The sequence below is a fragment of the Corynebacterium sp. HMSC034H07 genome, from assembly GCF_001815175.1.
Lineage (GTDB): Bacteria > Actinomycetota > Actinomycetes > Mycobacteriales > Mycobacteriaceae > Corynebacterium > Corynebacterium hiratae.
The window spans coordinates 186,581-212,743 of record NZ_KV819530.1 but is presented as its reverse complement, the minus strand read 5'-3'; the positions used below and the strand labels follow the sequence as shown (position 1 = coordinate 212,743).

At 61.5% G+C, this 26,163-nt stretch carries 24 protein-coding genes; 9 read left to right on the top strand and 15 right to left on the bottom strand.

The window, feature by feature from the left end:
* The first annotated feature begins 5 nt into the window (after positions 1-5).
* The 4 genes from HMPREF3009_RS08105 to HMPREF3009_RS08090 all read left to right on the top strand — a co-directional run bounded on the left by HMPREF3009_RS08105 (position 6) and on the right by HMPREF3009_RS08090 (position 3,935).
* Positions 6-920 carry an ABC transporter ATP-binding protein gene (locus HMPREF3009_RS08105; protein ID WP_049157441.1) on the top strand — a complete coding sequence of 305 codons (915 nt, stop codon included), beginning with the start codon at positions 6-8 and terminating at the stop codon, positions 918-920.
* A gap of 62 nt (positions 921-982) precedes the next feature.
* Positions 983-1,744, top strand: coding sequence for an ABC transporter permease (locus HMPREF3009_RS08100; protein ID WP_070547338.1), 762 nt, complete (start codon positions 983-985; stop codon positions 1,742-1,744).
* A gap of 82 nt (positions 1,745-1,826) precedes the next feature.
* The gene (locus HMPREF3009_RS08095; RefSeq protein WP_070681236.1) at positions 1,827-2,840 is read left to right on the top strand and encodes a COX15/CtaA family protein; all 1,014 of its coding nucleotides are present in this window, start codon (positions 1,827-1,829) and stop codon (positions 2,838-2,840) included.
* 126 nt (positions 2,841-2,966) lie between these two features.
* Complete coding sequence (locus tag HMPREF3009_RS08090) at positions 2,967-3,935, top strand: quinone oxidoreductase family protein (RefSeq protein ID WP_049157446.1); 969 nt, start codon at positions 2,967-2,969, stop codon at positions 3,933-3,935.
* A gap of 4 nt (positions 3,936-3,939) precedes the next feature.
* Here HMPREF3009_RS08090 and HMPREF3009_RS08085 read toward each other — a convergent pair whose 3' ends face one another.
* Complete coding sequence (locus HMPREF3009_RS08085) at positions 3,940-4,884, bottom strand: heme o synthase (protein WP_070681234.1); 945 nt, start codon at positions 4,882-4,884, stop codon at positions 3,940-3,942.
* 315 nt (positions 4,885-5,199) lie between these two features.
* On the opposite strand from HMPREF3009_RS08085, the gene tkt reads away from it, so the two are divergent.
* The 5 genes from tkt to pgl all read left to right on the top strand — a co-directional run bounded on the left by tkt (position 5,200) and on the right by pgl (position 11,837).
* Entirely contained in the window at positions 5,200-7,275 is a 2,076-nt protein-coding gene (gene tkt / locus HMPREF3009_RS08080; RefSeq protein ID WP_198531127.1) for a transketolase, read from the top strand.
* A gap of 41 nt (positions 7,276-7,316) precedes the next feature.
* Entirely contained in the window at positions 7,317-8,405 is a 1,089-nt protein-coding gene (gene tal, locus HMPREF3009_RS08075) for a transaldolase (RefSeq protein WP_070681228.1), read from the top strand.
* Positions 8,406-8,614: 209 nt separating this feature from the next.
* The gene (gene zwf / locus HMPREF3009_RS08070; RefSeq protein ID WP_369799708.1) at positions 8,615-10,066 is read left to right on the top strand and encodes a glucose-6-phosphate dehydrogenase; all 1,452 of its coding nucleotides are present in this window, start codon (positions 8,615-8,617) and stop codon (positions 10,064-10,066) included.
* A 21-nt stretch (positions 10,067-10,087) separates the two neighbouring features.
* A complete protein-coding gene (locus HMPREF3009_RS08065) occupies positions 10,088-11,020 on the top strand; it encodes a glucose-6-phosphate dehydrogenase assembly protein OpcA (RefSeq protein ID WP_070681225.1) in 933 nt (310 codons plus the stop codon).
* Between the two features lie 55 nt (positions 11,021-11,075).
* Complete coding sequence (pgl, locus tag HMPREF3009_RS08060; protein WP_070681222.1) at positions 11,076-11,837, top strand: 6-phosphogluconolactonase; 762 nt, start codon at positions 11,076-11,078, stop codon at positions 11,835-11,837.
* A 113-nt stretch (positions 11,838-11,950) separates the two neighbouring features.
* Here pgl and secG read toward each other — a convergent pair whose 3' ends face one another.
* The 14 genes from secG to rpe form a co-directional block, all read right to left on the bottom strand.
* The gene (gene secG, locus HMPREF3009_RS08055; protein ID WP_046649106.1) at positions 11,951-12,184 is read right to left on the bottom strand and encodes a preprotein translocase subunit SecG; all 234 of its coding nucleotides are present in this window, start codon (positions 12,182-12,184) and stop codon (positions 11,951-11,953) included.
* Between the two features lie 181 nt (positions 12,185-12,365).
* Positions 12,366-13,145 (bottom strand): triose-phosphate isomerase, encoded by a 780-nt coding sequence (gene tpiA / locus HMPREF3009_RS08050; protein ID WP_046649105.1) that lies wholly within the window; start codon positions 13,143-13,145, stop codon positions 12,366-12,368.
* Positions 13,146-13,189: 44 nt separating this feature from the next.
* Positions 13,190-14,407, bottom strand: coding sequence for a phosphoglycerate kinase (gene pgk / locus HMPREF3009_RS08045; protein WP_070681220.1), 1,218 nt, complete (start codon positions 14,405-14,407; stop codon positions 13,190-13,192).
* Positions 14,408-14,614: 207 nt separating this feature from the next.
* Complete coding sequence (gene gap / locus HMPREF3009_RS08040; protein ID WP_070511751.1) at positions 14,615-15,622, bottom strand: type I glyceraldehyde-3-phosphate dehydrogenase; 1,008 nt, start codon at positions 15,620-15,622, stop codon at positions 14,615-14,617.
* 443 nt (positions 15,623-16,065) lie between these two features.
* Positions 16,066-17,055, bottom strand: a complete 990-nt coding sequence (gene whiA / locus HMPREF3009_RS08035; RefSeq protein ID WP_046649102.1) for a DNA-binding protein WhiA — start codon at positions 17,053-17,055, stop codon at positions 16,066-16,068.
* A gap of 101 nt (positions 17,056-17,156) precedes the next feature.
* Positions 17,157-18,155 (bottom strand): gluconeogenesis factor YvcK family protein, encoded by a 999-nt coding sequence (gene yvcK, locus HMPREF3009_RS08030; protein WP_070681218.1) that lies wholly within the window; start codon positions 18,153-18,155, stop codon positions 17,157-17,159.
* A gap of 87 nt (positions 18,156-18,242) precedes the next feature.
* Complete coding sequence (gene rapZ / locus HMPREF3009_RS08025) at positions 18,243-19,124, bottom strand: RNase adapter RapZ (protein WP_046649100.1); 882 nt, start codon at positions 19,122-19,124, stop codon at positions 18,243-18,245.
* Between the two features lie 62 nt (positions 19,125-19,186).
* On the bottom strand, positions 19,187-21,241 hold the full coding sequence (gene uvrC, locus HMPREF3009_RS08020) for an excinuclease ABC subunit UvrC (RefSeq protein ID WP_070511746.1): 2,055 nt from the start codon (positions 21,239-21,241) through the stop codon (positions 19,187-19,189).
* Positions 21,241-21,867, bottom strand: a complete 627-nt coding sequence (locus HMPREF3009_RS08015; protein WP_070681215.1) for a PH domain-containing protein — start codon at positions 21,865-21,867, stop codon at positions 21,241-21,243. Before HMPREF3009_RS08015 ends, uvrC begins: the two co-directional genes overlap by 1 nt.
* An 85-nt stretch (positions 21,868-21,952) precedes the next feature.
* Complete coding sequence (gene ribH / locus HMPREF3009_RS08010) at positions 21,953-22,435, bottom strand: 6,7-dimethyl-8-ribityllumazine synthase (protein WP_046649097.1); 483 nt, start codon at positions 22,433-22,435, stop codon at positions 21,953-21,955.
* Between the two features lie 74 nt (positions 22,436-22,509).
* A complete protein-coding gene (locus HMPREF3009_RS08005; RefSeq protein WP_046649096.1) occupies positions 22,510-23,772 on the bottom strand; it encodes a bifunctional 3,4-dihydroxy-2-butanone-4-phosphate synthase/GTP cyclohydrolase II in 1,263 nt (420 codons plus the stop codon).
* Positions 23,773-23,783: 11 nt separating this feature from the next.
* Positions 23,784-24,422, bottom strand: coding sequence for a riboflavin synthase (locus tag HMPREF3009_RS08000; protein WP_070681212.1), 639 nt, complete (start codon positions 24,420-24,422; stop codon positions 23,784-23,786).
* Positions 24,423-24,447: 25 nt separating this feature from the next.
* Positions 24,448-25,473 (bottom strand): bifunctional diaminohydroxyphosphoribosylaminopyrimidine deaminase/5-amino-6-(5-phosphoribosylamino)uracil reductase RibD, encoded by a 1,026-nt coding sequence (gene ribD / locus HMPREF3009_RS07995; RefSeq protein WP_083306514.1) that lies wholly within the window; start codon positions 25,471-25,473, stop codon positions 24,448-24,450.
* Entirely contained in the window at positions 25,470-26,147 is a 678-nt protein-coding gene (rpe, locus tag HMPREF3009_RS07990) for a ribulose-phosphate 3-epimerase (protein ID WP_070681209.1), read from the bottom strand. The genes ribD and rpe overlap by 4 nt, the downstream gene beginning before the upstream one ends.
* Between the last annotated feature and the right edge of the window lie 16 nt (positions 26,148-26,163).

Here is a 26,163-nt window from a genome sequence, read left to right as displayed (position 1 = left end):
GATTCGTGACTACATCAGCTCTTGTCTTAGATAACGTCATGAAGACCTATGGCGACGTCAACGCAGTGAACGGGCTGAGTTTCCGCGCCAATTACGGCGAGATCCTGTGCTTGCTGGGCCCTAACGGTGCAGGTAAGACCACCACCATCGAGATGTGTGAGGGTTTCAAGAAGCCCACGTCGGGCCGCATCGAGGTGCTGGGGCTTAACCCCGCGCGCAATCCCGATGCCGTGCGCTCCCGCATCGGCATCATGCTGCAGGGCGGCGGCTCCTATTCCGGAATCAAAGTCAAGGAGATGCTTGAGCTTAGCGCCTCCTATAACGAGAATCCCTTGGACCCGGAGTGGCTGCTGGACACGCTCGGACTGCGCGGGGTGGCGAAGAGCAGCTACCGCCGCCTGTCCGGCGGGCAACAACAACGTCTCTCCCTAGCCCTAGCGATCATCGGGCGCCCAGAGTTGGTCTTTCTCGATGAACCCACCGCGGGCATGGATGCCCAGTCGCGCCTTGCCGTGTGGGACCTCATCCGCGCCCTCCGGGCCGATGGCGTAACCGTCATCCTCACCACGCACCTCATGGATGAAGCGGAAGCGCTCAGCGACCGCGTCGTCATTATTGACCACGGCCAACTCGTGGCGAGCGGCACCGCAGCATCGCTGACGGACTCGGCCGATGTTCCACAGGTGAATTTCGATACCGCCACACCGGTGGACCTCGAGGCGCTGCGGGACGCCGGCATCGCGGCGGAAGCTCTCCGCCCCCTGCACTACCGTCTCACCTCGGAGCCCAGCCCCGCCGGCATCGCGGCGCTGGCTTCATGCTTGGCCGCGCAAAACGTCATCCTCCGCAACCTGCACACCTCACACCGGAATCTCGAAGAAGTCTTCCTCGATCTCACGGGCCGCGACATGCGCAGCTAGAACTGCCCCTCGGCCCTTCACCCCGATTCTTTCATCATGTTGTTTGAACAAGGAGAAGCTCCATGAGCACCTTCGCACCCGGCACTTTTAGCCCGCACCCGCAGCGCGTGGGTGTAGCGGCCATGGCACGTGCCCAAGGGGCTATCGAATCCAAGCTCATGCTGCGTCACGGCGAGCAGCAGCTGCTGAGCATCATCATCCCAGTGGCCATCTTGATCGGCGCTGCGACACTGCAAGACAGCACTGGCCACGGCGTGGAGGAAATCTTCCCCATGGTGCTGGCCGTTGCGGCGACCTCCTCCGGTTTCACGGGTCAGGCCATCTCCTTGGCTTTCGACCGTCGCTATGGTGCGCTGAAACGCACAGGCGCTTCAGGCGTTCCTGCCTGGGCCATTGTGGTGGGAAAGATTCTCGCCGTGCTGTCGATGGTGGTGCTCCAGGTCCTCGTGCTGGGGACGATCGCCGCCTTCCTGGGGCTGCGCATCACCGCTGGGGGCGCGGCCATCGGCGTGCTCACCCTCGCCTTGGGTGTGGCCACGTTTACGGCCTTAGGCCTACTGCTCGGCGGCACGCTGAGTTCGGAGGTGGTCTTGGCGGTGGCCAACCTCATTTGGTTTATCCTTCTCGGCACCGTCGGATGGGTCATGTTTTCCCAGGGGCTCGGTGATAACGGGGTGTTGACCCTCGTACCCACCGTGGCAATGGCCGCCGGACTCGATACCGCCCTGAACGGGTCCTTCCCGGGCTTTGAGCTCCTTGTACTCGTCGGTTGGTCAGCGGTGGCGTCGTTTGCCGCAGTGCGTTGGTTCCGCTTCGAGGGCTAAAAGTGATTCTTCTCCCTTGCGTGGTGTGACCCACCCGTCGATATTGGTTCCCGGATGGGGCCGGGCGGTAGGCTGAATAGCCGTGAGTACCGCCAATATTTCCTCTCCTCAACATTCCACCGCGCCCGCTGCGCCGACCACCGGTCCCTCGGTGAAGACGCAGCGCATCGTCGCGCTCATCCTCCTGCTCTGCCAGGGCGGCATTACGGTATCGGGTTCCATCGTGCGCGTCACCGGCTCCGGTCTTGGTTGCGTCACCTGGCCTAACTGCCACCCTGGTTCCTTGGTTCCCATCCAGGGCGCGGCTCCCATGCTCCACCAGGCCATTGAGTTCGGCAACCGCCTGCTGACCTTCGTTGTGGCGGCGGCGGCCATCGCCAGCATCGTGGTGGTCCACAAGGCGCAGCGTCGCAAGGAGCTCAAGGTCTATGCCTGGGCGGGGCTCGCAGGTGTTTTCGTGCAGGCACTCATCGGCGCTCTGTCGGTCGTGCTGAAGCTTTCTTGGTGGAGTGTGGCAATTCACTTCCTCCCATCTATGGTCCTAGTGTGGATTGCGGCCATGCTGTTCTCCCGTATTAACGAGCCCGATGACGGCACTCCCACTCGCCTCTTCCCCGCCGCAGTGCGCACCCTCGCGGTGGTGGCCACTGTAGCCCTGTCCATCGTTCTGCTGACCGGCACCTTTGTGACTGGCTCGGGTACTCACTCCGGTGATGCCGGTGTGGGCATGGAGGGCCGCCTCGGCGTGGACACCTATGGCATGGCCATCATTCACGCGGTCTGCATGTACGTCTACTTGGCGCTGACGCTCATCGTGGTCTTCCTCCTGCACCGCACCGGCGCTCCCAAGGTGGCCAAGAAGGCCGGCTGGGTGCTCATTGCTTGCATCGTTATCCAGTGGGCTATCGGTGTCACCCAGTTCTATCTCCACATCCCTCGCTGGACTGTTCCCTTCCACGTGGGCATGTCCTCAGTGGTCACGGCCTTCACCGCCGTGCTGTGGGCGCATGGCTTGCGCCGCGTCGGAAACGAGGATGACACTACTGCAAGCACTGCCCAGCGCGGTGACGAGAACGTTCCCGCCGCCCAAGGCTAAGCAGAGTCAGCGGAGCCAGTAAAGCCACTACAACAGGTACTCGTAGCGCCGCCGTTCTCACCAGGAAGTGAGGATGGCGGTGCTTTTTGCTGCGCGGGTGTCTGTGCTTCGTTTAGCCTAGACACCATGCATGCTATTCAGGTGACCACGACCGGAGGGCCCGAGGTCCTCACCTACGCCGAGGTAGAATCCCCCACGCCGACGAAGGAGCAGTTGCTTGTCGACGTCTCCGTGGCCGGTGTCAACTACATCGACACCTACTACCGCGAAGGCATCTACAACGCCTCCGTGCCTTTCATCATCGGTCTCGAAGGAACCGGACGCGTTGTGCACGACCCCCAGGGAGAAATCGCCCCGGGCACGATGGTGGCCTGGGATCACGCTTTCGGCTCCTATGCGGAGCAGGTCTGCGTGCCGCGCGACCGCGTGGTGGCCGTCCCCGACGAGATTCCCTCCGCCGTCGCCGGTTCGATGCTCCTGCAGGGCATGACGGCGCACTACCTCACCCACGGTGTGTATCAGCTAGGGGAAGGAGCATCCTGTCTGATCACTGCCGGTGCAGGCGGCGTGGGCTTGATCCTCACCCAGATGGCGAAGTCCCTGGGCGCCACCGTCTATTCCGTGGTCTCCACGGATGAGAAGGAAGAGCTGGCCTATGGCGCGGGCGCAGACCACGTGTTCCGCTACAGCAGCGGCTTGGCCGAGCAGGTGCGTCGTCACAACGGTGGGCGCGGCGTGGACGTGGTTTACGACGGCGTCGGCAAAGCCACCTTCGGTGAATCCCTTGAGGTTGTGCGACCGCGCGGCACGGTAGCGCTCTTCGGTGCCGCGTCGGGCCCCGTCCCGCCAATGGACCCGCAGCTGCTGAACAAGCACGGCTCCATCTTCCTCACCCGCCCCTCACTCGGCGCCTGGACCTCCCAGGAAGGCGAGTTCCAGATGCGCGCCCAGGCAGTGGTGCAGGCGGTCATCGATGGCGACCTCGACTTCCGCATCTCCGCAGAGTATCCGCTCGCCGAAGCTGCTCAGGCCCACCGCGACCTCCAAGAGCGCAAGACCACAGGCTCGATCGTCCTCCGGGTACGCGAAGACTAGCTCGCTAGAACAGCGCGGCCGACCATCCCAGCATGCGCCCGATGGGCTCCCAGCCCACGACTGCGTCGATGGACAGGCCGATAAAGAGCACCGACAGGTAGTTGTTGGAGTAAATAAACAGGCGCATGGGCTTGACCTTTGCGCCCTTCTTTACCCCTTGGTGCAGACGAATCGCCATCCAAAGGAAGACCGCGCCGGAAGACACCGCGGCCACCAAGTAGATCCACGAGGCCGCAGGGATAATAAGGAAGGTCACGATAACCGTGCCGATCGTGTACCACACGATTTGGCGGGTCACCTCTATTTCCCCGGCAACGACGGGCAGCATCGGCACCCCAGCCTTGCGGTAGTCCTCCTTGTACTTCATCGCCAGCGCCCACGTGTGGGGCGGGGTCCAGAAGAAGATAATGAGGAACAGCACCACGGCCTGCCACCAACGGTCCGGCTCCCCTGCCGGTGCATTATCACGAATGACGGCCCAACCCACCATGGCGGGCATACAGCCAGCGAGGCCACCCCAGACGATGTTCTGGGAGTTCCGCATCTTGAGGAACTTCGTGTAGACGATGACATAAAAGAAGTTGGTCAAGAGCACGAAGAACGCGGCCAGCCACGAGTTAGCGAGCACACCCAGCCAAAAGACGGATAGCGCCAACATGATCCACGCGAAGATCGCAGCATTGCGCCGCGAGATGGTCTTGCGCACTAGCGGCCGGGCACGGGTGCGCTGCATCTTCTGGTCGATCTCATAATCGACGACGTTGTTAAATGTGTGGGCAGCCGCGGCACCCATCCATCCACCGAAGATGGTGGAGACGATGAGCCAGAAGTTGGAGGACACAGCTTCGAATCCACGCTGCGCCTGGAGCATAGCCGGGATTGCCGCCACGAGGAGGAGCTCAATGATCCTCGGTTTCGTTAGCGCAAAATAGGCCTTGATGGTCTCCAAGGAACAATCCTCCGTATATCCGGCACGTGGGTGTATGGCTTATGGGTCTGACGTACTGGTCGGCTGCCCGCGCTAAAAAGTTCCCGAGAACTTTGTGGCGAATCCCCCAAGCGTTCTTCGGGGATAGTCGCCGCCCACTGGCTGACAGCGGGGCAACAGCGTCAACCATGCCAGACTACCGCCCGAAACCTGGTTTATATAATCCCCCGCCGAAGATCGAAAAACCTTTACACTGATTAACGGTATATCTGTTTCCAGAAGCGAAGTGAGGTTTTCGCCGTGTCGAACGAAAAGTTGTCCCCAGAACTAAAGGCTATGGTTGAGCGCCGTTATCCTTCGGACTGGAGTGACCTCGACACTCGCGCCGTGGATACCGTGCGCGTCCTAGCTGCCGACGCCGTCCAGAACTGCGGCTCCGGCCACCCCGGTACCGCCATGTCCCTGGCACCGCTGGCCTACACGCTCTACCAGCGCGTGCTAAACCACGATCCGGCCGATGTTCACTGGGCAGGGCGCGACCGCTTCGTACTCTCCGTTGGACACTCTTCCCTGACGCAGTACATCCAGCTCTTCCTCGGCGGCTTCGGTCTCGAGATGGAGGATCTCAAGTCGCTGCGCACCTGGGGCTCGAAGACTCCGGGCCACCCCGAGGTTCACCACACCGATGGCGTCGAGATCACCACCGGTCCCCTGGGCCAAGGCTTGGCGTCCGCGGTCGGCATGGCAATGGCCGCACGCAAAGAGCGCGGCCTGTTCGATGCCTCGGCCCCGGCCGGCGAATCCCCCTTCGATCACTTCGTTTACGTCATCGCCTCCGACGGTGACTTGCAAGAGGGTGTCACCGCTGAGGCTTCTTCCTTGGCGGGCACCCAGAAGCTGGGCAATCTCATCGTCTTCTGGGATGACAACCGCATCTCCATTGAGGACGACACCAACATTGCCTTCAACGAGGACGTGGCTAAGCGTTACGAGGCCTATGGCTGGCACGTGCAGACCGTGGAGTCCGGCGAAGATGTCGAAGCCATCGAAGCAGCTGCCGCCGCGGCACGCGCCGAAACCTCCCGCCCCTCCTTCATCCGAGTTAAGACCGTGATTGGTTACCCGGCACCGAACAAGATGAACACCGGTGGCGTCCACGGTGCAGCTCTTGGCGAGGATGAGGTAGCCGCCACCAAGGAGGTCCTCGGCTTCGATCCGGCGCAGTCCTTCCACATCGACGAGGAAGTCCTCGCACACACCCGCGAGCTGACCACTCGCGGTGCCGCGAAGCACGCAGAGTGGCAGAAAAAGTTTGACGCGTGGGCAGCTGCCAACCCGGAGGAGAAGAAGCTCTTCGACCGCCTCCAGGCTCGCGAGCTGCCGGCTGACTTCGCCGCAGAACTTCCGACATGGGAAGCGGGCGAATCCTTGGCCACGCGCAAGGCTTCCGAGGCCGCCATCCAGGCACTTGCAGCCTCCCTGCCGGAGATGTGGGGCGGCTCCGCCGATCTGGCAGGCTCCAACAACACGGTGATCAAGGGCGCGGATTCCTTCGGCCCAGAGTCCATCACCACCGATACTTGGACTGCCACCCCCTACGGCCGCAACCTGCACTTCGGCATCCGCGAGCACGCCATGTCCGCAGTCATGAACGGCATTGCACTGCACGGCAATACCCGCGTCTACGGTGGTACCTTCCTCATCTTCTCTGAGTACCAGTACCCGGCTGTCCGCCTCGGCGCGCTCATGTCCACCGATACCTACTACGTCTGGACGCACGATTCCATCGGGCTGGGCGAGGACGGCCCCACCCACCAGCCAGTGGAAACGCTCGCTGCCCTGCGCGCCATCCCCAACCTCTCCGTCATCCGCCCGGCAGATGCCAACGAGACCGCTCAGGCGTGGGCGGCGGCCCTTGAGTACAAGGCCGCTCCGAAGGGCCTCGCTCTGTCCCGCCAGAACCTGCCTGTACTCGAAGGAACCAAGGAGAAGGCTGCCGAAGGTGTGCGCCGCGGCGCCTACGTCCTCGTTGAGGCATCGAAGGAAACCCCGGACGTGATTCTTATCGCCACCGGCTCCGAGGTACAGCTCGCCGTGGAGGCCGCCAAGCAACTCGAGGCGGACAGTACCGCGACCCGCGTGGTGTCCGCGCCGTGCCTAGAGTGGTTCGACGAGCAGGACGTTTCCTACCGCGAGTCCGTCCTCCCCTCCTCCGTCCGCGCGCGCGTCTCCGTCGAGGCCGGTATCTCCATGCCGTGGCACAAGTACACCGGTTCCTTCGGCCGCACCGTGTCCTTGGAGCACTTCGGCGCTTCCGCACCTGCCGCGGAACTCTTTGAGAAGTTCGGCTTCACTGCCGACGCCATTGTTGACGCCGCCCGCGAGTCCCTCAACGCTGCTCAGGCAGGCTAACCCCCTACTGCTGTCCACTACGAAAGGACCCTGCACACACCATGACACATATTGATGAGCTCGCCCGCCTCGGTACCTCGACGTGGCTCGATGATCTCTCCCGCGAACGCTTGGATTCCGGCAACCTCCGCGAACTCCTCGACACCAAGTCCATCGTGGGTGTCACCACGAACCCGGCAATCTTTGCTGCCGCAATGTCCTCCGGCACCTCCTACGATGCCGACATCGCAGCGCTGAAGGAAAAGTCCGCTACCGCGGACGACGCGGTGTACTCGCTCGCCATCGACGATGTCCGCAATGCCTGCGATCTCTTCACCGAGATCTATGAATCAACCGATGGCCGGGATGGGCGGGTGTCCATCGAGGTTGATCCACGAATCTCAGCGGATGCGGAGGCAACCTTGACACAGGCCCGCGAGCTGTGGTCCAAGGTCAACCGCCCCAACCTCATGATCAAGATCCCGGCAACCGACGGTTCCCTTCCCGCCATCTCCGATGCTCTGGCAGAAGGTATTTCCGTCAACGTCACCCTGATCTTCTCTGTCGAACGCTACGCGCAGGTGATTGCCGCCTACAAGGAGGGAATTCAGCGCGCCGCCGAAGCAGGTAAGGATATCTCCACTATTCACTCCGTGGCCTCCTTCTTTGTCTCCCGCTTGGACACCGAAGTCGACAAGCGCCTCGAGTTGAACGGCTCTGATGAAGCCCTCGCGCTGCGTGGAAAGGCCGGCGTGGCCAACGCCCAACGCGCCTATGCGCTTTTCCTGAAGGAGTTCAAGGACAACGGTAGCGACTTGCCTTCCGGTGCCCACCCGCAGCGGCCACTGTGGGCGTCGACGGGAGTCAAAAACCCTGACTACCCTGCCACCTTGTACGTTTCCGAGCTCGCTGGGCCGGAGACCGTCAACACGATGCCCGAGAAAACCATTGATGCGGTTCTTGCGCAGGGGAACCTGCACGGCGATACACTGACTGAAGCTTCTGACGACGCAGAGAAGGTATGGGCACAGCTGGAGGCTGTCGGCATCGACTTCGCCGATGTTTTCACCGTGCTCGAGCAGGAGGGCGTCGACAAGTTCGTCGATGCGTGGGAGGAACTGCTTGCCTCGATGACAGACCGCCTCTCCTAAAAGAGCATGAGGTTTTAAGTGCTCACCATCGGCGCGCGCCACCAACGGCCATCCAACTGTGGCCGGCGGGGCGCGTGTCGCTATGCTGAGCTGTTGGACTAATCTCACACAGACCGAAAGGACACTTAGTGAGCACTACCAGCGCGTGGGTCAACCCGTTGCGCGACGCGAAGGACAAGCGCCTACCACGTATCGCCGGGCCATCCGGCATGGTGATTTTCGGCGTCACGGGTGACTTGGCGCGCAAAAAGCTCCTCCCTGCCATCTACGACCTGGCCAACCGAGGGCTGCTGCCCGCCGGCTTCACGCTGGTTGGCTACGGCCGCCGCGACTGGGACAAGCAAGCCTTTTGCGACTACGTCCGCGAGGCTGCCGAAGCGGGTGCCCGAACCACCTTCAGTGAGCATGTGTGGGAGCACCTCGCCAAAGGAATCGAGTTTGTCCAAGGCAACTTCGACGACGCTGGCTTTGATAAGCTCTCCGCCCGGTTGTCTGAGCTCAACGCTTCCCGCGGCACCGGCGGAAACTGGGCCTATTATCTTTCGGTTCCGCCAGAGTTCTTCTCCGATATTTGCCACCAGCTAGAGCGCGTCGGTATGGCGGACAGCACGGAAAGCTCCTGGCGCCGCGTCATCATTGAAAAACCTTTCGGCCACGATCAGGCTTCCGCGCGCCAGCTCAATGAGATCGTCAATGCCGTCTTCCCGGAGTCTTCGGTGTTCCGCATCGATCATTACCTGGGCAAGGAAACGGTGCAAAACATCATGGCGCTGCGCTTTGCCAACCAGATCTTCGAGCCGATGTGGAACGCGCACTACATCGATCACGTGCAGATCACGATGGCCGAAGACATCGGATTGGGCGGACGTGCCGGCTATTACGACGGCATCGGCGCTGCGCGCGACGTCATCCAGAATCACCTCCTGCAGCTATTAGCCCTCGTCGCCATGGAGGAACCCTCCTCCTTCGACCCAGAGGCGCTCCAGGCGGAAAAGATCAAGGTGCTGCGCGCCACCAACGCGGTACACCCGCTCAACAAGACCACCGCCCGCGGCCAGTACTCCGCCGGCTGGCAAGGCTCAGAGTATGTCAAGGGCCTGCGGGAGGAGGAAGGATTCGATCCGGAGTCCACGACGGAGACCTATGCCGCGTGTACCCTCGAGGTCAATTCCCGTCGCTGGGCGGGCGTTCCTTTCTACCTACGTACCGGCAAGCGGCTGGGCCGCCGCGTAACCGAGATTGCACTGGTGTTTAAGACCGCCCCGCACCAGCCTTTTGATCAGGGCCAAGCCGATGCGCTGGGACAGAATGCCGTGGTGATCCGCGTCCAACCTGATGAAGGCGTCACTATGCGCTTTGGTTCCAAGGTTCCGGGCTCCACCATGGAGGTGCGTGACGTCAACATGGACTTCGCCTATGCCGAGGCCTTTACGGAAGAATCGCCGGAAGCCTATGAGCGCCTGATTCTCGACGCCCTCTTGGACGAGTCCTCCCTCTTCCCCACCAACGAGGAAGTGGAGCTGTCGTGGTCCATCCTCGACCCCATCATTGAGTACTGGTCCAGTATCGGACAGCCGGAGCAATACCGCGCTGGCACGTGGGGGCCGGAGTCCGCTAATAGAATGCTGCGCCGCCGGGGTCATTCCTGGCGCCGTCCGTAGGTCCTTAGGAGGAATGGCCTTATGATTATCCCCTTGCCCGATACGACGACGCGCAAGATCTCTAAGAAGCTTGTAGAGATGCAGGAGCACTACACGCTCACGACCGGCCGGGTCCTCACGCTCATCGTCATGACCGAAGAGGGCGATGACCTGGACAACCTACTCGCTTCGGTGCGCGATGCCTCCCACGAGCACCCTTCCCGTGTCATCGTCATCGCTACTGGAAATCTCGGCGAGGACACTCGGCTCGACGCCGAGTTGCGCGTCGGTGGCGAAGCGGGTGCCTCGGAGATCGTCGTCATGCACCTGCATGGCGCCCTCGCGGATCAGGCAGAAGCGGTGGTAACTCCCCTGCTTCTTCCAGATACGCCAATCGTGGCGTGGTGGCCTACGGCATGCCCGCCGTCCCCGTCCTCTGTTCCGATCGGTGCGCTGGCCCAGCGCCGTATTACCAACGTTGCCTTCGGCAGTGGCGTCGATCAGTATGACCTCCACGTGCTCTCCTCTGGCTATAAGCCCGGAGATTCCGACATGTCGTGGGGTGCCATCACCCTCTGGCGCGGTATCGTCGCTTCGGCCCTCGACAGGTTCCCGCACGAGCCGATCACCTCTGTGAAGATCTCCGGTGCCGAGCACCACGCCGCCGTCGACTTTGCTGCCGGCTGGCTTCTCGACGCCCTCTCCGTCCCCGTTACCCGTACCGTGTCGGACTGCGCGGAGGGTACCTTCCCGATTACCTCGGTGGTTTTCCAACGTCCCACTGCCGATGTTAGCGTCACTGTCGTTGACCCTGCGACAGTGGAGGTCAGTGTTCCGGGCTCCCCGGAATCACTCGTTAGCCTCGCGGTGCGTTCCGAAGCAGAAGTGCTCTCGGAAGAACTCCGCCATCTCGATGCGGATAAGACATACGCTCACGCTCTCCGCGCCTTAGCCCGCGTGGACTACAGTGTGTAGGCATAATCATTTCATCGTTTCCTAGTCTCATCATTCAGAAGGATCTTTCTGCACCATGGTCACGCTTCGCCGCGTTAGCGACATCGACGAGCTCATATCCTCCGCCGCACTCGCCTTTATTGAGACGGTTGCGGCGATTCAAGCCCCAGGCGGCGGCCTCCACAAGGATGGTGTCGCCCGCGTCGTGCTCACCGGTGGCGGAGCAGGAATAGGTATGTTGCGCGAGCTGGCGCGGCTTCACGACGCCGCACAACAGCAAGGCAGCGACTACCCAGCATTGGCGGTGGACTGGACGCGCATCCATGTTTTCTTTGGCGATGAGCGCAACGTGCCGGTGAGCGATCCGGACTCTAACGAGGGCCAAGCCCGTGAGGCTCTCTTGGCACACGTGGATATCCCGGAGCGCCACATTCACGGCTATGACCTGGGAGCCGTATCCATGGAGCACGCAGCACAAGCCTATGAGGGCGAGATCCGTGACTTTGCGCCGGAAGGCTTCGATATTCACCTGCTGGGCATGGGTCACGAAGGCCACATTAACTCCCTGTTCCCGCATTCAGAAGCAGTCTATGAAGACACCGACTATGCTTTCGCGGTCCACGACTCCCCCAAGCCGCCTTCTGAGCGCGTGACGTTGACTTACCCGGCCATCAACCGCTCCCAGCGCATTTGGTTCCTGGTTTCCGGTGAGGAGAAGGCCGAGGCTGTCTCCCACCTCGTGGCTGGCGCTGCGGCTGAGGACTGGCCGGCCGCAGGTGCTCAGGGCACTGAGGAAACGCTGCTGTTCTTAAGCGAGGATGCCGCGCAGCGTCTCTAGCAGCAGCTCCCCGGCGGCTTCTCTAGGGCCGCCGATGAAAACTACAACGCCGCGTCCTTCACCTTTGTTGGAGAAGGGACGCGGCGTTTGGCGTATGTGTGCGGCGGGACCTTTTAGCTATAAGCCTGCAGCAGGTTCAGAGCCACGATGCAGGCAAGCCAGATAACCACCATGACCACGGTGTAGCGGTCAAGGTTCTTCTCTACCACGGTGGAACCAGAGAGGTTGGACTGTACGCCGCCGCCGAAAAGGCTCGACAGGCCACCACCTTTACCTTTGTGCAGCAGCACGAAGATAGTCATCAAGATTGCGGCAATCACGAGGAGGATTTCCAGTGCCAAGATCATGAAGTAGTTCCTTGTTTACGCGTATGTACAGTGAGTATGACGCGCGTTAGTGAATCACCGTGGTGAGCCACCGTCACGCGTGGGAAAAGGGCGCGAAGACAGCGCGCGCAATAATCCTCGATGATACACCACGTGGCGGGCCAGAAACTATTCCGACCCGCCACGGCAGGATGCGGGGAGATTAGGCGCCCTGGGCGGCGTTAGCCGCCAGCTTGGCGAACTCCTCGCCCTTGAGGGAGGCGCCGCCGACGAGACCACCGTCAACGTCGGGCTTGCCCACGATCTCCGCGATAGAGTCCACCTTGACGGAGCCGCCGTAGAGGATGCGGATGCCTTCAGCAACCTCGTCGCCGCCGAGCTCGCGGACGAGCTGACGAATAGCTGCGCACACTTCCTGCGCATCCTCGGCAGAAGCAACCTTGCCGGTGCCGATAGCCCAGACAGGTTCATAAGCGATGACGGTCTTTGCCAGATCCTCAGCGGACAGGCCCTCCAGGGAGTTGCGGGTCTGGGTCACCACGTAATCGACGTGAGTGCCCTTCTCGCGGACATCCAAGGGCTCGCCGACGCACACGATGGGGCTGATGCCGTTGGCCAACGCTGCGGCAGCCTTTTCTGCGACGAGCTTATCGGTTTCGCCGTGGTACTCGCGGCGCTCGGAGTGGCCCACTACTGCCCAGGAGCAGCCCAGGGCGGAGAGCATCTTGCCGGATACCTCACCGGTGTAGGCGCCGGACTCGTGCTTGGAGATGTCCTGCGCGCCGTAGGTGAACTGCAGGTCGTCGCCGTCGACAAGCGTCTGGACCGTGCGGATGTCGGTGAACGGGACCATGAAAGCCACGTCGACCTTTTCGTAGTATTCCTTCGGCAAGGAGAAAGCGAACTTCTGCAGGGAGCCGATAGCTTCCTTGTGGTCGAGGTTCATCTTCCAGTTACCAGCGATAAGTGGGGTACGTGCCATGATTAGCCTTTCTCGAAGTCAGACTGTGTTGAGAGGGTGGTTGATTAGGATTCCAGGACCTTGACGCCCGGCAGTTCCTTGCCTTCCAGGAACTCCAGGGAAGCGCCACCACCGGTGGAGATGTGGGAGAAGCCGTCCTCGTCGAGGCCGAGCAGTCGGACGGAAGCTGCGGAGTCACCGCCGCCCACGACGGTGAAGGAACCATTCTTGGCCGTGGCATCGATGATGGACTGCGCCACACCTGCGGTACCCTTGGAGAAGGCTTCCATCTCGAACACACCCATCGGGCCGTTCCAGAAGACGGTCTTGGAGGAAGCGATGACCTCATCAAACTTCTTCACCGACTCCGGTCCGATATCGAGGGACATCCATCCCTCCGGGATACCGTCGAGGCCCACAACCTTACTTTCTGCATCGGCATTGAACTCGGTGGCAGCGACGAGGTCGACCGGCAGGACGATCTTATCGCCGAAGCGCTCCAGCAGCTCCTTGCAGTTGTCGATCTGGTCTTCCTGCAGCAGGGAGTTCTGGACGTTGTAGCCCTGTGCTGCCAGGAGGGTGTAGCACATGCCGCCGCCGATGATGACGTTGTCGGCCTTACCGGCGAGCGCCTCAATCACACCAAGCTTGTCGGATACCTTGGCGCCGCCAAGAACAACCACATACGGGTGCTCTGGCTTCTCTGCTACCGCCGCCAGGGTTTCCACTTCCTTCTGCACGAGCTTGCCGGCGTAAGCAGGCAGGCGCTTGGCCACGTCGTACACGGAAGCCTGCGCGCGGTGAACGACACCGAAACCATCGGAGACGAAGGCGCCGTTGTCTGCAGCCAGGGCGACGAGTTCGTCAGCGAAGGCGCCACGCTCTGCCTCGTCCTTCGAGGTCTCGCGTGGATCGAAGCGGACATTCTCCAGCAACAGGACATCGCCCTCGTTCAGACCGTTAGCGCGCTCGTGGGCGTCCTCGCCGCTGACATCCCCGGCGAGGGCGACATACTGATCCAGTGCCTCAGACAGAGCTTCTGCTACTGGGGCCAGCGAGTACTTCGGGTTGACCTCGCCCTTCGGGCGGCCCAAGTGCGCCGACAGGATGACCTTCGCACCGCCTTCAATCAAGGCCTTGATGGTGGGCAAGGAAGCGGTGATGCGGCCGGAGTCGGTGATGTTTCCTTCATCATCAAGTGGGACGTTGAAGTCAGAACGGACGAGGACGTGGCGGCCGGAGACGCCTTCTGCGAGCAGGTCGTCCAGAGTCTTGAAAGCCATGATGTTCTCCTTAAAAGTAGGTACTCAAGCTAAAGGTTAATGCTATTCAATGGGAAAGTGTGCTGGTTCCTTATAAACGACTATCGGCCCAGCGCACGCCACGAGATTATGGAGGGTGAGGCGTGGCGCATGGGCCGGTGTCTAGCCTGTGGAGCTGTCACAGGCGATCACAGCTTGGTTCACTGTGGTCATTCTAAAGAGTCAACTTTAGAGCTTGGAGGCAACCAGGGAGGTGGTGCGCACGAGCTGGCTGGTGTAGCCCCACTCGTTGTCGTACCAGCCAAGGACCTTGACGAAGTTGCCGTTGGAAACCTTGGTCATGCCCGCATCGAAGATGCAGCCGTGGGAGTCGGTGATGATGTCGGTGGAGACAATCGGATCCTCGGTGTAGCCCAGGGTCTCGCCGAACTCGCCGGTGGCGGCTTCCTTGATAGCAGCGTTGATTTCCTCAGCGGTGACGTCGCGGGATGCCTGGAAGGTCAGGTCCGTGGCGGAACCGGTGATGGTCGGAACGCGCATTGCGTAGCCGTCGAGCTTGCCCTCCAGCTCCGGGAGAACCAGGGAGACGGCCTTTGCTGCACCAGTGGAGGTCGGAACCATGTTGACGGCTGCGGCGCGGGCGCGGCGCAGGTCGCGGTGCGGAGCATCCTGGATGCGCTGGTCACCGGTGTAGGCGTGGATGGTGGTCATCAGGCCCTTCTCGATACCGAACTTCTCGTGCAGGACCTTGGCCATCGGGGCCAGGCAGTTGGTGGTGCAGGATGCGGCGGAGATGACGTTGTGCTTCTCAGCGTCGTACTCATCGGAGTTAACGCCGTAGACGAAGGTTGCGTCGACGTTCTTACCAGGAGCAGAGATGATGACCTTCTTGGCGCCGGCCTCGATGTGAGCCTTGGCGGCCTCACCATCGGTGAAGAAACCGGTGGATTCGATGACGATGTCGACGTTGTGCTCGCCCCAGTTCAGGTTCTTCGGATCGCGCTCTGCGGAGACTGCAATCTTGTGACCGTTGACGGTGATGGACTCGTCGTCGTGCTCGATCTCACCGTCGAAGCGACCCAGCACCGAGTCGTACTTGAGCAGGTTGGCCAGGGTTGCGTTGTCGGTCAGGTCGTTGACTGCGACGACCTCGAGGTCATTGTTGCCCTGTGCGACTGCACGGAAGAAGTTGCGGCCGATGCGGCCAAATCCGTTGATACCTACGCGAATGGTCACTGTAATGTCTCCTCAAATAATCGAGTGAAGTTCTATCGTGGGGGCTTCCGAGACTTTGTCTTTATAGGCAGTGCGGTGGACCGTTCTTGCGGCACCGTTGCCCTGCCACTTCCGTGACGTGCTCGGTGGTTTTCCCAACACGGCCGATAGTACCCACGGTTTGTGCATCCCGCAGTGCTCCTGCCCGTCCCCAACGCGAGTGGTCGCACGAGGCCAAAAAGAGGCGTATAGTGGTTGGGCCGTCGCAGAGAATTTGAGACAACCCTCGAGCTATACACCTGCAGATATGCCCGTTTGTGTGGGATTATGTTGGGGACTTTCACTGCGGGGTGGGATATCTCACTAAAGCAAAAAAGAGCGGATTAATCCAAAAAGAAATGCGGCAACAGCCGCACGGAAATCGGGCGTGATACCCGGTCTAATGCCCGAACGGGCACGAGTAACTAGGACTCTTCGAAAAGATCCTCAGTGACGGCCTTCGTCGTATCTGGGACCCCAAGCTCCTTGGCACGCTTGTCCGCCATAGACAAAAGGCGCCGAATACGCCCGGCCACCGCATCCTTAGTCATTGGCGGATCAGCCAAGCGGCCGAGCTCTTCCAAAGAGGCCTCACGATGCTGCACGCGCAAGCGGCCGGCATCCGCGAGATGCTCCGGAACGTCATCGCCCAAGATGACCATCGCGCGTTCGACGCGTGCTGCAGCCGTCACGGCCGCGCGGGCAGAGCGGCGCAAGTTGGCATCATCGAAATTATCGAGACGGCGAGACGTATCGTGGGCTTCTCTCTGGATCCGCTTCTTTTCCCATGTCAGGCGCGTCTCTTGGGCGCCCATACGGGTCAGCAGCGCGCCAATGGCATCGCCGTCGCGCACGACGACGCGGTCCGCGCCGCGCGTTTCCTTTGTCTTCGCCGCCACGCCCAAACGGCGCGCGCAGCCGACAAGAGCGAGTGCAGCCTCCTGGCACGGGCAGGTCACCTCAAGCGCTGAGGAGCGGCCCGGTTCGGTCAAGGAACCTTGCGCCAAGAAGGCGCCGCGCCAGGCTGCTTCATTATCGGCTACAGAACCAGAGATGACTTGTGGAGGCAAACCCACCACGGGGTGGCCGGAGCGTGTTACCAAACCAAGGCGTCTGGTCAGTTCCTTGGCACCGGTGGTGATGCGCACTTGCACGCGACTCTTCTTGGACGAAGCCGCGGGTCCAGCGACGTGGGTGCTGGCGGAAATCGAATAGAGCTCATCGAGTGCGGTGACGAGGCGGTTCGCTACGCTCTGCGACTCCAGTTCCACCTCGTACATCACGCGGTCCCCGGTGATGTGGAGCTCGCCAGCGAACCTGAGGATCGCGGCAACCTCCGCCGCGCGGGCGGACTGGCGCGGCACGGACACCGCCGTAAGTTCCTCCTTGACCTGATCGGTCAATGACGCAGACACCTCGTGCCTCCCCTTTCAACTCGTGGACGTAGCGCACCGCGCAGATTGGCGTGGGCGAGACGCGGCGGTGAACGATGAATGCCCCATAGTCTATCGCGCGCTTAACCGCGATGAGCGTCTGGGGCTCCCGCTGTGCCATCGCGATCGGCGGCATACTCGGCGTAAAGCTCGGTGAGCACCTGCGCCAGCTTGTCTGGGCAGTGCTTATTAATCGACCTTCCGTCCTCGTCGTATTGGCACACGTCTCGGAAGACTGCCGTAGCGCCCAGAACACTGGCGGCGCGCTGGACAAAGACTCGCTCCGACTCGTTCGGAAGCCCGGATGCGTCGACGATAACGCGGTCTACCCGCAGGCTCGGGGCGTGCTGCGCTAGGACATGCAGGTGGCGCTCGGCAGAAAAACCTTGGGTCTCACCCGGCTCAGCAGAAAGATTGAGCACCACCACGCGGAGAGCATCCGATGAGGTAATCGCGTCGACGATATCCGGCACCAGGACGTGTGGAAGAACGGAACTAAACCAGGAACCAGGACCTAGGGTGATCAGGTCCGCGTCGTGCAGCGCGCTAATGGTTTCCGGGTTGGCCCCAGGCTTCTCCGGAATGATGCGCACTCGGCGCACCTGCCCCACGGTCGATGCAACAGCCACCTGGCCGCGGACCGAGCGAATGATACGGGGGTCGTCGTCAAGCCCAGAAACATCCGCCTCAATCTCCAGAGGTAAGTTCACGGCTGGCAGTACCCGGCCGGCTGACTCCGTCAAGCGTGCAACGGCATCGAGAGCGGCCTGGAAATCCCCCAACACCTCAGTGAGTCCAGCGATGAGGAGGTTGCCCACGGCGTGGCCGGCCATCGCTCCGGTGCTCTGGAAGCGATGCTGAAGCGTCTCAGCCCACAGCTGGCCATCCTCCGTATCACTGGATAAAGCGGCGAGCGCCATGCGCAAATCACCCGGCGGAATAATGTCCATCTCGCGGCGCAACCGGCCGGATGAACCGCCGTCATCGGCCACGGTGACGATGGCAGAGATTGCCTCCGCGCCCGTGCGGCGAGCAGCGAGCAAGGTTTGATAAAGACCATGGCCGCCGCCCAGGCTAGCCATGTGGAGTGGGAGAGTCGTCACGTAAGTACTAGCTTTCAGTCATGTAATAAAAGGAATGAATACGAATCTTCTCGATACGTATCGCGCCTAGTCGCGGGCGATGTCTCGGTGCAGGGTGCTCACATCCAAGTCTCCGCGCTCGCTAAGGCGGCGGGCAATCTCTTCCGTGACGGCCACGGAACGGTGGTGCCCACCCGTGCAACCAATGCCTACGGTGATGAAATTCTTCCCCTCGTGGCGATACCCCGTGAGCATCGAGTCCAACATCTCGATGAAGCGCTCGATAAAAGGCTCAGCGGCGTCCTGAGACAGAACATAATCCGACACCGGCTCATCGGTGCCCCGGTAGCCCCGCAGTTCCGGTACCCAATAAGGATTGGGAAGAAAACGGACGTCGACGACAAGGTCAGCGTCCCGCGGAGAACCATGCTTGAAGCCAAAGGACTGGAGCGTGACGTGCTGGCGCTCCCCACGCATGTCACCGAAGGCAGCCTCGATGGCACGGCGTAGGTCATGAACGGACAGGTTCGTCGTGTCGATGATAATGTCCGCACGCTCACGAATGGATTGCACGGCGGCGCGCTCGCGTTGGATGCCGGCCTTCAGTGTTTCACCGTCCTGCAGCGGGTGCGTGCGACGCACCGAATCGAAGCGGCGAATCAGCACGTCATCGCGCGCATCGAGGAAAAGCAGGGTCGGCTTCATATCCAGCTGCTCTAGTTCGTCCAAGGTTTCTGCCAAAGAACCAGGGAACATGCGGGAGCGTACGTCGGTGACCGCGGCGATCTTCGTAACTGGAGAATCCGGACGCGCACACAGCTTCAAGAGGTCAACGATGGCCTTCGGCGGGATGTTGTGGGCGACGTAGTAGCCCTTATCCTCCAACACTTTTGCCGCCGACGTCAGGCCGCCGCCCGACATGCCGGTAATCAAAATGGGCGGAGAATCAAACAACGTCATGGCCTCCATTCTTACCACTTAAGTGGTTGCCACGGTAGGAATCCTGTCTAGGAATACGGTGGGAATCCCTCCTAAGAGTCGTGAAGGTGATCAAAGACGGTCTGAGCTAGTTTGGGGCCGAATCCCTTCACCTCAGCAATGTCCTCCACGCTTGCTTCCTTGAGCTTCTTTACCGAGCCGAAGTGCTTCACTAGGTCCGTGCGACGCTGCGGCCCCAAGCCCGGGACCGCGTCGAGGACGGAGGAGCGCATCCGCTTTGAACGCTGCTGGCGGTGATAAGAGATAGCTACGCGATGGGCCTCGTCGCGCAGGTGCTGCAGTAGAAACAGCGCCTGCGAATTGCGCGGTAGAATCACCGGTTCGTCATCACCAGGCACCCACACCTCCTCTAGGCGCTTGGCCAGACCGATGAGTGTCACATCGACGATGCCGAGCTCATCAAACACAGCTTGCGCGGCTGCCACCTGCGGCGCGCCGCCATCAACGATGAAGAGCTGAGGCGGATAAGAGCTGCGTTTGGTCTGGCTCGCCGCCTCTTCGCGCACCAACTCCTCAGCGAAGGTGGTGTTCTCTAGCTCTTCGTCAGGCACCGCCCGCTTATCGTCATGGTGATGCTTAAACCGGCGGCGGGTGACTTCGGCGATGGAACCGACATCGTCCGAGCGGCCATCGCCCGCCGCTTCCTTGATGCGATAACGCCGGTAGTCGGACTTACGGGGCAGCCCATCCTCGAAAACCACCAGGGAGGCCACAACATCGGTGCCCTGAATGTGGGAGATATCCGTGCACTCGATGCGCAACGGCGCGGAATCCATGCCCAGTGCTTCCTGCAGCTCCTGGAGTGCGGCGGAGCGCGCAGTGAGGTCGCCAACGCGCTTGAGTTTGTGCTGTTTCAGTTGCTCTTTGGCATTGCGCTCGACGGTCTCCATCAACGCGCGCTTATCCCCTCGCTGCGGAACGCGCAGATCGATCTGGGCGCCACGCAGCTCCTCCAAAACGATCTTGACCTCATCGGCTTCGTCGGGCAGTTCCTGGACCAAAATCTCCCGCGGAATAGCGTTTCCACGATGCTCCTCGGCATGGGATTCCTGGTCCACTCCCCTACGCTCCAACTTCGCGTCTTCTTCAGCCTCTAGGCGCTGGCGTTCTGCCGCGTCAGAATAGAACTGAATGAGGAAGTTTTGGATCAAAGCCGGCAGACCAGGATCTGGCTCGCCTTCGCGCACCGCGTCAGTCGTTGCCTGATCTCCGGAACGCTCCACAACCCAGCCGCGCTGCCCGCGGATGCGTCCCGAACGCACATGGAAGATCTGAACTGCAGCTTCCAATTCATCCGAGCTAAACGCAATGAGGTCCGCATCCGTGCCATCAGGCAACACCACTGCCTGCTGCTCCATCAACTTGTCGATGGCACCCAAGTCATCGCGCAGGCGGGCCGCCAACTCAAACTCCAGGTTCTCCGCGGCCTCCTCCATGCGCTGCGTGACCCGCTTGCGAACGGGTGCGGTGTTACCGTTCATGAAGCTGATGAGTTGGTTAACCGTATCGCGATGTTCTTCCGGGCTAACGCGGCCGATGCAGGGGGCATCGCACTTGCCGATATACCCCAGCAAACAGGGCCGCCCCAAGCGCTCGTGGCGGTTGAACACACCCTTGGCGCAGGTACGCATGGGAAAGATGCGAGTGAGAAGATCCAGGGATTCACGCACCGCCCAGGCATGGGAATAGGGACCGAAATAGCGCACGCCTTTGCGGCGTGGGCCCCGGTAGAAAAACGCACGCGGAATGGTCTCCCCAACGGATACCGCGAGCATGGGATAAGTCTTATCATCGCGGTACATCACGTTAAATCGCGGATCGAAGCGCTTAATCCACGTGTACTCCAGCTGCAGCGCTTCCACCTCGCTGGCCACCACGGTCCATTCCACCGAGGCCGCCGTCAGCACCATCTGGCGAGTGCGCGGGTGTAGTTGAGTGATGTCCTGGAAGTAATTGGATAACCGCGCCCGCAGGTTCTTTGCCTTGCCCACATAGACGACCCGGCGGTTCTCATCACGGAACTTATAAACGCCCGGATCTGTAGGGATGCTTCCGGGCGCGGGACGGTACTGAGAGGGATCAGCCACTAGTCATCCTGCGGCATGTAACGGGCTTCTAGGTCGCGGAAAGAGCGGACATTGGTGATCACGTCGTCCTTATCGCCCGACTGCAGGGCCCAGACCGGCACGTATTCAAAGTCCGGAAGCTCGATGCGCGCCATGCGGGAGCCTTCGGGGAAGGACAAGCCGTAGATGACCTGCCACGGGTAGAAACGGGTTCCCACGATATTGCGGACCTCCACCCCGTCGGAGTTCGCGCGCAGCCGCGGGCGAGTCAGCGCCAGCCAAGACAAAATGGAAATTACCACGCCGACGCCGGGAAAAGCGAACTTATCAATCGTCGTCACCGTCGCGCCGGTAAAGGACAGACCCACCGTAAAGCCCATGAAAAGGTGCGCGGCCATAACGAGAATGATCCAGATGATGGCCACCTTGCGCAGGTAGGGAGAGGTAACTTCATACTCCCAGGGCTTGGACGACGTCTGGGCGAAAGGATCCGCGCTGGTATAGGCCAGCATTTGCTCATCACTCATGCTGCGGCCTGCTTCCCCGGCCGCCATCGACGCAGCCGGCTGCGAAGCTGCGGAGGACTGGTTGGCATGAGCCGATTGTGCCCGCTCTTCGTGCCCGGAAGGCACCTGTGAGTCCGTCATCGAGTTTTCCATCTCCTCATCACTCCGCTGAGGCAGGCCACTCCCCCTGCCGGATACGCCAGGCGGCGTGGTTGCACTTGGCAGCCTACTTTTGGTTTGACTCATTCAGTGTACGCAACGTGTGCACGGTTTCTAAAGCTGCGTGCATGGCCTCGGCACCTTTATCCTCTTCAGAGTCCGCAAAGCCGGCGCGATCGACGGCTTGCTCATAGTCGTTGACCGTCAGCACTCCATTGGCCACCGGGGTCGATTCATCGAGCGCGATGCGCGTCAGGCCCTGCGTCACGGAATCGCAGACGTAATCAAAGTGCGGGGTTCCACCACGAACAACGCAGCCCAACGCAACCACGGCATCATGGGTGCGCGCGGCGGCTTGGGCCACGACGGGCAGTTCAAGGGCCCCGACCACGCGCAGGGGCGTGACCGCGGCGCCGGCGGCTTCGGCAGTCTCGAGCGCTCGACGATGCAGCTGATCACAGATCTCTGCGTTCCACGTTGCGGTAACGACGGCGACGCGGATACCTTCCCCGGAGACATTGTTCGGGGTGGGCAGGCCTTCCTTGCTCATAGTGTGCTCCTTGTGCTCAAAGCTTGATACTCAATGCGTGATGGTTAGGGGCGCTGAAGCGCTTCATCCCAACTCTAGGAGTGTTTCTGATCCCATTCGGCTACCTGGGGCAGATCATGCCCCATTCGGTCACGCTTGGTGCGCAGATAGCTGATGTTCTCCGCTGTGGCGGGGGTAGCCAGCGCTGTGCGCGCGGTGGCATCAATGCCGAAGCCTTGCAGCCCCTCGCCCTTGTGCGGGTTATTGGTCAAGAGGTTCACGGACTTCACGCCGACGTCGCGCAGGATTTGTCCGGCCACGGAGTATTCGCGTGCATCCTCCGGCAGGCCCTGCTCCACGTTGGCATCAACGGTGTCGAGGCCTTCGTCCTGCAGACGGTAAGCCTTGAGCTTGTTGACCAGGCCAATTCCGCGCCCTTCCTGTCCACGCAGGTAGATGACGATGCCGCGTCCCGCTTCTTGCACCGCACGGAGGGATTCCTGCAGCTGCGGTCCGCAGTCACAGCGCTGAGAGGAAAAGACGTCACCTGTAAGGCACTCAGAGTGAACGCGAACGGGTACATCCTCGGCACCGGAATAGCTCTCCACGTCACCAACGAAAAGGGCGATATGCTCGCGCTTGTCGACGTCATTCGAATAACCTACCGCGCGAAACTCGCCGTACTCGGTGGGCAGGCGAGTTTCGACTTGGCGGTGAACCTGCTGTTCGTTGTGGCGACGCCACTCGATGAGCTGCTCAATGGAGATCATCGTCAGCCCGTGGGCGTCGGCAAAGCGGCGCAGCTCCGGGGAGCGCGCCATGTCCGTGGGATCCTCTTCAGAGACGATCTCACAGAGCACGCCAGCTGGGCGAAGGCCTGCCAAGCGAGCCAGATCGATGGCGGCTTCCGTGTGCCCGTCACGTTCGAGCACGCCATTCGGGCGCGCGGCGAGCGGGACCACGTGTCCGGGGCGGGTAAATTCCGAGGGCTTAGAGGAGGGATCGGCCAACCTGCGGATAGTTTCGCAACGTGAGGTGGCAGAGATACCAGTGGAACCATTAGCCAGGTCCACCGTGACGGTGTAGGCGGTCTGCCGTACGTCCTGGTTCACCGCGAACATCGGGGGTAAGTTCAAACGCTCGCAGTCTTCTGGGAGCAGCGGTGCGCAAATGTAGCCGGAGCTGTAGCGCACCATAAAAGCCACGAGCTCCGGGGTAGCGAGCTCAGCGGCAAAAATGAGGTCACCTTCGTTCTCGCGGTCCTCATTGTCCACGACGACGACCGCCTTGCCGGCCGCGATGTCCGCGATGGCTTGGTCGACGCTATCTAAACTAAAAGCTGAATCTGCAGCGCTCATAAGGACTTACTCTATCCCTCCGTGCCACTGGCGGAGGCGTTGGGGTGAACCATTTTCTCCACATACTTTGCAACCACGTCTACCTCGAGGTTGACGCGAGCGCCTGGCGCCATCGAACCAAACACGGTATCGCGCAGCGTGGTGGGAATGAGTGAGACATCGAAATAGCTCTCCGCGTCGGGCTCTCCCTGCCCGTCTGACAAGGCCGATACCGTCAGGGAGGTTCCCTGCACCGCGATGGAACCCTTCTCCACCACGTAGCGCTCCAGCTCGGCCGGCAGGCTAAAGCGCAGCACCTCCCAGTGCTCCGACGGCGTGCGGCTCAGCAAGGTCCCGGTGCCATCGACGTGCCCTTGCACAATGTGGCCACCCAAGCGCGTCGTCGGGAGCACCGCACGCTCGAGGTTGACCGGCGCGCCCACTTCGAGTTCGCCGAGGGAACTCCGGTTCAAAGACTCCTTCATGACATCTGCGGTGAAGGTTCCTTCTCCCAACTCAGCAACGGTCAGGCACACGCCGTTGACCGCGATGGAATCTCCCAGTTGGGCGTCCCCCAGCACGATGGTTGCGGCGATGCCGAGGCGCACGGCATCACCCTGCGGCTCCACGCTATCGACGTGGCCAATTTCTTCAACGAGTCCAGTAAACATAGCCAGCACTCCCCTTCCCTATCTTTTAACCTTTGAGCTTTCTATATTCCACGAGCAGGTCCTCGCCTAGCTCGGTAACCGCCACGCGCTGCCACCTCTCAGCCTGGGCCAGATTCTGGGACAGTGCACGGGTGAGAACTCCTCTGCCCTCGCCGAGAATGACGTTGCCCAGGTAGGCCTGAATACGCTCGATGTAGCCCAACTCCATGAAGCTGGTGGCTAGCCCTGCGCCGCCTTCGACAAGGATGTCTCGCGCGCCGCTGGCGTACAGCTGATCTAGTGCCTCCTGCGGCGTGGAATAGTGCTCGAAGCCTAGCTCGACCAGGTTACTAGCCCCGCCCCGGCTAACATCGCGGGAACCGATGACAACGCGCCGCGGTTGCCGCTCACGCAATGAACCATCGGGGTAGCGCGCGGTCAGCGATGGATTATCCGCTAACGCCGTGGCCGTTCCGATAAGGATGGCATCGCGCTGAGCTCTATCACGATGCACGTGCTCGCGGGCCCGCTCTCCGGTAATCCACTGGCTACTGCCATCCGCGGCAGCGGTGAAACCATCCAGGCTCTGTGCAAATTTGAGCGTGACGTGCGGGCGGCCGAGACTCACCGCGCTCAACCACGGTTCGAGCGCATCGTCCACGCCCTCCGCCGGCGCGAGCTGTCCCACCGTGACTCCGGCGCGGCGCAGTGTTGCTGATCCGCCCCCGGCTTGTGGGGTGGGGTCCGGGTGGAGGTAGTACACGGCGGCCACGGAGGCATCGATAAGCGCCTGCGCGCACGGGCCCGTACGACCCGTGTGATTGCAGGGCTCCAAGGTCACCACGGCGGTTCCACCGCGGGCCTTGTCCCCCGCATCGCGCAGCGCCATGACTTCAGCATGCGGCCCGCCCGGGGGCTGGGTGGCGCCGACGCCGGCGACCTGGCCGGCAGCATCGAGAATCACCGCGCCGACCGGCGGGTTCGGACTCGTCGTACCGCGAACCCGCTCGCCGGCCTCCATGGCGACGCGCAATGCTTGCGATAGGACAGCAGAATCGTGGCGTGGAATCACAGCGTGGCCAGTCGGCGCAGCTCCTCGACGGCCGCCGCCTTATCTGCTTGCTTGTAAATGGCCGAACCCGCGACAAAGGCATCACAGCCCGCCTCGGCGGCGGAGCGGATCGTCTCGGCAGAAATACCGCCATCAATTTCGATGAGGACATCGAGGCCACGCGCGTCAATGGCCGCGCGCAAGGTGCGCACCTTATCCAGCTGATCCGGCATGAAGCTCTGACCACCAAAGCCGGGTTCGACAGACATGACGAGAACCTCGTCGAAGTGCTCCAGCGCATCCAGCCAGGGCTCAATCGGGGTGCCCGGCTTGATCGAGAAGCCCGCGCGCACCCCTAGGTCCCGAATCCTGCGGGCCAAGGCGATGGCCGCGTCCTTGTCGGCCACGGCCTCGACGTGGAAGATGATGCAATCAGCGCCCGCCTTGGCGTAGGTTTCCACCCATTTCTCCGGCTCCTCGATCATGAGGTGAACGTCGAGGGTCTGCGAGGTAATCCCGTCCACCGTCGCGGTAATATCCGGGCCGAAGGACAAGTTCGGCACGAAGTGTCCATCCATGATGTCAACGTGGATCCAATCCGCGTTGGCCACTGCTTTGACCTCTTCGCCCAAGCGGGTGAAGTCGGCGGCCAGAATGGATGGGGAGATAATGGGAGCAGACGAGTGTGCAGACATGACACTCAGCCTAGTC